Source organism: Daejeonella sp. (assembly GCF_049655485.1).
In the GTDB taxonomy this organism is placed as follows: Bacteria; Bacteroidota; Bacteroidia; order Sphingobacteriales; family Sphingobacteriaceae; genus Daejeonella.
The window spans coordinates 1-4,903 of the sequence record NZ_JBASJU010000285.1; the positions used below are offsets into that span (position 1 = coordinate 1).

The following is a 4,903-nucleotide window of genomic DNA, read 5'->3' on the forward strand; positions in this document are numbered from 1 at the left end:
GAGCCGAAGCCGGGCGAAGAAATAGCGAAGCCAGAGCGAAGCCGTTCGAGGTCTGGGCGAAGAAATGGCGAAGCCCCGGCGGCTAATCAGCGAAAAAGTAGCAGTAAAACAGCGAATGCAGACCGGCCCTGGAGCGGCGGCTTCCAGAATCAATCCCCTAGCAAAATCAGCGAATAGCCGAAAAACCCGCGAACAGACCCCGGAATAAAATCATTTCATGCATTTGTCTTTTAGCTTGTGAAGACTTGGGAGGTGATAATATGATGTGCCCTTTTTCTGATCCCAGATTACTTTATCGTCGTCGCGATAACGATATAGGGTACTTTTACTGATGGAGAGAATTTTCATTACCTCTTCCTTTAAACCCCAATCAGCAGGATTGAAATTCGGGCCGTGCATCGACGGCCGCGACTTCAAAGCTTTGCGAAGCTTCTTCAGGTTTTTGTTAACCTTCCTGAGTTCAAGTAAGATTTCTTCGTTCTCTGACATTGCAGTGCATTGACACTACGAATTTCAAGAGACTTATTTAAAAACCTTGCTTATAACTGCTTATAAAGTATAAGCAAGGTGCTTATAAATTATAAGCAAGCGCTTATATTGCTTATAATCTGCTTATAAATTATGCGTAAACGCTCATAATTGCTCATCAAGCAATTTTGTCTTCTTTTGTTCTTGCTTTCCACCATTTTTTAACCCAGAAAAGCCAGTAGATAGAAAGGCCCAGTAACAAGGCAAAGACCCATCCCATAATGACTTCAACGGTACCGTAATCGTGGCCCGTTCCAGCATCGAAACCTCTGGTAATGTCTGCGGGAAGTCTTACTACAAAGTCCAGTATGACAAAACCAACAATTACTACAAAAATATAAAAGCTTGTTTTACCCCAAGGCCATAGGTCGGCAATGGTTTGTTTGACAGGAATCTTTTTTGGTACTGGCTGGTCGAGATCAAAGTCTTCAAAGCCTTCCAAAACTTTAAGTTCCTTGAACAGCGTGTCCGTAATGTTAGTTTTGCCGCTCTCAATGTCGGAGTAAGCCGGCTGAGAAATGCCGAGTAACATGCCCATATATTCCTGGCTATATCCGAAACTATCGCGCCGTATCCGTAATTTCTTTCTTAAAATATCCTGATCCATATTAGTTCAATTGATTTAAGACCTTTTTCGAATTGTTCGGCTGTATAATCAGTTCACAGGAGCCAGGAACGAATTAAACATATCGCCGATTCATTACATACCTGCACATCGGGGAAGGCTCATTAAAATAGTCTGAAATTTCCTTACTGTTTATGGGGATTAAATCCAGTCCGAAGCACTCTTCAGGCACTGGGACCACTTCTACAGTAGCCCGAACAGTGCCATCAGAAGGAAGGAGCCCAAGATGTAGATTTTTGTATCCTTTTTCCCGGAAGACTTTAATGATTTCTGGATCTACCTCTATGTACTCTGGGTGATTGCGCTTATCCCTCGTCATCCTCAGGATTTGTTTTGGTAAGATCCCAACTACCCTCACAGTTCCGGCACTCCTTCAGCTTTTCTTTAATTTGAGGTTTGTCAGGAAGGACTTCTTGTTTTTCACAGGAACTCATGACGAAGATGGTCACTGCGATAAGGCTTGTTGCAAGCTTTTTCATAAGATTGATTTAAAGGTTTCAAATTCCAAAAAGCAATCTTCCGCGAACTCTTTAAATTCAAATTCCAACACTGGCGCCAAGTCTGTTAGCCGGAAGCTTGCTTATAAAAGGAGAGAGAGTTTAAGGGATAAGAGTCGGCAACCGGCGGTCAATCTATTTCTGGCATTAAACTAGCAGCGGGAACACCTAGTCCTTTTGCTAATGCGTAGATCGTTGTCAGTTCAAGATTGACTTCACCACTAGCGATACGCTGGACCAGACTGTATTCCAATCCTGAACGACTTGCCAGACCACGAAGACTCAAATTTCGTTCTAAGAGCAGTTTTCGTAAATGAATGCCAAATTGTGCTTTTATCTTTTCCTTACCTTCCATCCGAGAGCAGTCGGAAAGGTCAGGGTTCTCCAGAAATCTATTGACGTATGATCATACATCAATTTACGCGAGATTAAAAAATTTTGAGGGGCCCTGATCCTTCTTGGTGAGGGCAAGTTGGGGGAAAGGGGTTGAAAAAATCGAGTCGATAAAGACACATTTTATATTTGTGAAGAGATTTCCGTAAGGCACGGTAAGTAGGACGCGGAACTATTTCTAATCAATTTGATCTTGATCAAAATTTACAACAAGAAATGATAATTAGAACTGATCTTCTTTTCTTATAATTTCGAATTTTAGACCTAAGACTCTTTGCATTTTTGCCAGGATGTTGAAGTTAAGAAGGCGGTCACCGCGGAAAAGTTGGGTAATATAGCTTGCCGAAGTATTCACTTTGTCAGCCAATAGCTTTTTACTCATTTTTTGCTGTTCCATAGCAGATTCTATCTCGCTTAAAAAACGGAATGATAACAATCGAGCCTCCTGATCGAGAAGTTCCTCATCGGTAAAGCTGTTGAACAGTTCGTCAAATGAGTTTTTAATTTGATTGGGGGTCAATGATTTCCTGGTAGTCATAGCTTGCTACTTTATGGATAATGTTTAAAATTCTTTTGTCGATTTTTTGTGTCTTCTTTCTGATCAGCAATTCGGAAGCAATTACAACAAAAGTCTTGTCCTCCATTGTGATTTCCCTGCAATAGATACGGGCATTTTCTTGTCCCTTAAAAAGTTTCATTGCCCTAACTCCTTTGCTTTTAGCGTCGGGCTCTTCTTTATCATATAATTGACTGTTTCTAAGACCCGCCAACAACACATTTGTTATATCCTTAAACTTATTACGATGCCTTAAATCGCCATTTAAAAAAGCTAGAATTTCATCTTGATTATCTTCATCTACAGCAATGCATCGCTTTCCGTCGTCCGATGTCTGAATAATAATTGCCTTTCTTCTCATACAAACTTAAGCTATTGCTTAATTGTTTTCAATTTTTTATAAAAAAATTACAATCGTTTAATAAAGATCGAATAATAAAATGGAAAATAACACTAAATTTTTTAGTAATTACTGAACGGTAAAAAACCATTTTCAGGGATTTATTTCTTCTTCTGACAAATCATAAGCAGGTCGAATGTTTGGCGGATGACGTGTAAATAAGGCGGCTCATTTTTTTGGCTGATTCCAGGAGCGGACGGTGCAGCTTATTTATGGCCTATTATTCTGGTGTTGATAAGAACGAACATCGGGTTTTTTCCGCCCCTCCCAACGGAATATACAGTCTTTCCTGAAACATTTTTATAGGTTAATCTGATATCCCGGTAGTTGCTATACTCTTTTTTGAATAGGATTGCTCTGGTAACCTTGATCGGCGCTTTATATAGTCCGGCCGTATCCATATACACGTCCGTCGTAATTTTATTCATTAATGAATCAGTGGATTCTCTAGCTCGCTCAGAAATTGTCTTCCCAGTACTGGCTACCGACAGACTATCGTAGTAGGCATCTTCCTGCTCTTTGGTTTTAAACTTTTGGTTGCTGCAGCTGATAATGGCAAAGCAGATTGTACATACAAGTAGTTTTATTTTCATTTTCAATCCTTTATCTAAAACCGGCTCTTGATATTCTATTAAGGTTCTGCACTTGTTGAGAGAACTGGATGTCCAGTTCTTATGTCTCTACTCCCGAACTTGTAAATGCTGGCTTTATCAAACTTATATATTCGAAATGCCTCGATCTTACGGGAAACCGTAACCGTGGTGATAGCAGAATGCCTTAAGCTAGGGTTTGAGTACAACCAATTGTACCTTCTTATCGCATGCCCAAATCAAGGCAAAGCCGAAGTATTTTATAAACTATTAGAAAGAGCAGAAAAGGAAAGTAAAAGAATTTCATTCATAGAACCTGATCCAAGGAATTTATATGACGATTACCCAGTTGAAGATCTGATTCTAATAGTAAGAGAAGTTAAGTAATTCATTCATCGCACATTTGCAAGTAAGAATTCATTTCACTACTGATCAGACAATTTCTTTTTAATGTTTGCATACGGCGGTTTTCTAATCATGTTCAACCAAGGTCACCACTTTATTTCGCTGTTTTGAAAACCCAATCATAGCACCACCTTCGTCACAATCAAAGCAGATGATGTCAATTAAATGAACAGTGGTGTCTGCGGCAACCTCTTGTAGAAATTCATGATCTGTTATGTTCTCATCCCAATTTTTTAAGTTCGCATATTCACTCTTAGGAATTGGATATATAGCTTCAAAGAAACTGTCGACATTCTTTTTGAATTCCAATTCATACTGCTTCGGTGTGATTGATTTCCAGTAATTTTCGATGTATCTGTCATAAGCATCTTGGCCGCCAGTTGCTGGAATAGTGTCGGGTTCATAAACCGATTTTATAAAATAATATGTATCGAAAGATTGGGTATAAATTACCTTGTTATCTGTCGTGATTATTTGCAAGAACGATTTTGAATTCCTGACCATTCCAGGTTCTATCGTAAGAAGAAACAAGTCCTTGGTTTGCGAATTCGAAAAGTAAAAGGCAGCAGATTTTTTTATTTTGTCAGGAATAGAAATAAGGAGATTTTCTGTACGGTCATATGCAATTTTGCTCGTAGTAGGCTGTAACGAGTCATTAGTTTTAATGTCCGATTTTTGTTTTGTCGTTGAGTTGCAAGAAAGACACGCTGTCAGAATCGCTAACGTTATAATGGTCTTTATATTCATTACGGGCGTCTGTCTTTAACATGCCCTGTTGATCTCGACAAAAATATCCCTAAGCCTTTTTCTTTTTTTCTGATGTGTTTAAGTAACGAATCAGATGAATTCGGATCGGAGTTAGCAGATGAATATTTGACATCGTCTATAAAGACGGAAGCAGCTCTCTCA

9 protein-coding genes are annotated in these 4,903 nt (G+C 39.3%); all 9 read right to left on the minus strand.

Going from position 1 to position 4,903, the window contains the following annotated elements; translation table 11 throughout:
- Positions 1 to 210: 210 nt before the first annotated feature.
- The 9 genes from WBJ10_RS12120 to WBJ10_RS12160 all read right to left on the minus strand — a co-directional run bounded on the left by WBJ10_RS12120 (position 211) and on the right by WBJ10_RS12160 (position 4,741).
- Positions 211 to 489 (minus strand): hypothetical protein, encoded by a 279-nt coding sequence (locus WBJ10_RS12120; protein WP_424290640.1) that lies wholly within the window; start codon positions 487 to 489, stop codon positions 211 to 213.
- A gap of 157 nt (positions 490 to 646) precedes the next feature.
- Complete coding sequence (locus WBJ10_RS12125) at positions 647 to 1,135, minus strand: helix-turn-helix transcriptional regulator (protein ID WP_424290642.1); 489 nt, start codon at positions 1,133 to 1,135, stop codon at positions 647 to 649.
- 73 nt (positions 1,136 to 1,208) lie between these two features.
- A complete protein-coding gene (locus WBJ10_RS12130) occupies positions 1,209 to 1,472 on the minus strand; it encodes a hypothetical protein (protein WP_424290644.1) in 264 nt (87 codons plus the stop codon).
- Complete coding sequence (locus WBJ10_RS12135; protein ID WP_424290646.1) at positions 1,459 to 1,632, minus strand: hypothetical protein; 174 nt, start codon at positions 1,630 to 1,632, stop codon at positions 1,459 to 1,461. Before WBJ10_RS12135 ends, WBJ10_RS12130 begins: the two co-directional genes overlap by 14 nt.
- Before the next feature lie 148 nt (positions 1,633 to 1,780).
- Positions 1,781 to 2,005, minus strand: a complete 225-nt coding sequence (locus tag WBJ10_RS12140) for a helix-turn-helix domain-containing protein (protein WP_424290648.1) — start codon at positions 2,003 to 2,005, stop codon at positions 1,781 to 1,783.
- A gap of 261 nt (positions 2,006 to 2,266) precedes the next feature.
- Positions 2,267 to 2,581 (minus strand): helix-turn-helix domain-containing protein, encoded by a 315-nt coding sequence (locus WBJ10_RS12145; protein WP_424290650.1) that lies wholly within the window; start codon positions 2,579 to 2,581, stop codon positions 2,267 to 2,269.
- Positions 2,544 to 2,960: a hypothetical protein gene (locus WBJ10_RS12150; RefSeq protein ID WP_424290652.1), complete on the minus strand. Its 417-nt coding sequence runs from the start codon at positions 2,958 to 2,960 to the stop codon at positions 2,544 to 2,546. The genes WBJ10_RS12145 and WBJ10_RS12150 overlap by 38 nt, the downstream gene beginning before the upstream one ends.
- Before the next feature lie 245 nt (positions 2,961 to 3,205).
- Positions 3,206 to 3,592: a hypothetical protein gene (locus WBJ10_RS12155; protein WP_424290654.1), complete on the minus strand. Its 387-nt coding sequence runs from the start codon at positions 3,590 to 3,592 to the stop codon at positions 3,206 to 3,208.
- 468 nt (positions 3,593 to 4,060) lie between these two features.
- On the minus strand, positions 4,061 to 4,741 hold the full coding sequence (locus WBJ10_RS12160) for a hypothetical protein (RefSeq protein ID WP_424290656.1): 681 nt from the start codon (positions 4,739 to 4,741) through the stop codon (positions 4,061 to 4,063).
- Between the last annotated feature and the right edge of the window lie 162 nt (positions 4,742 to 4,903).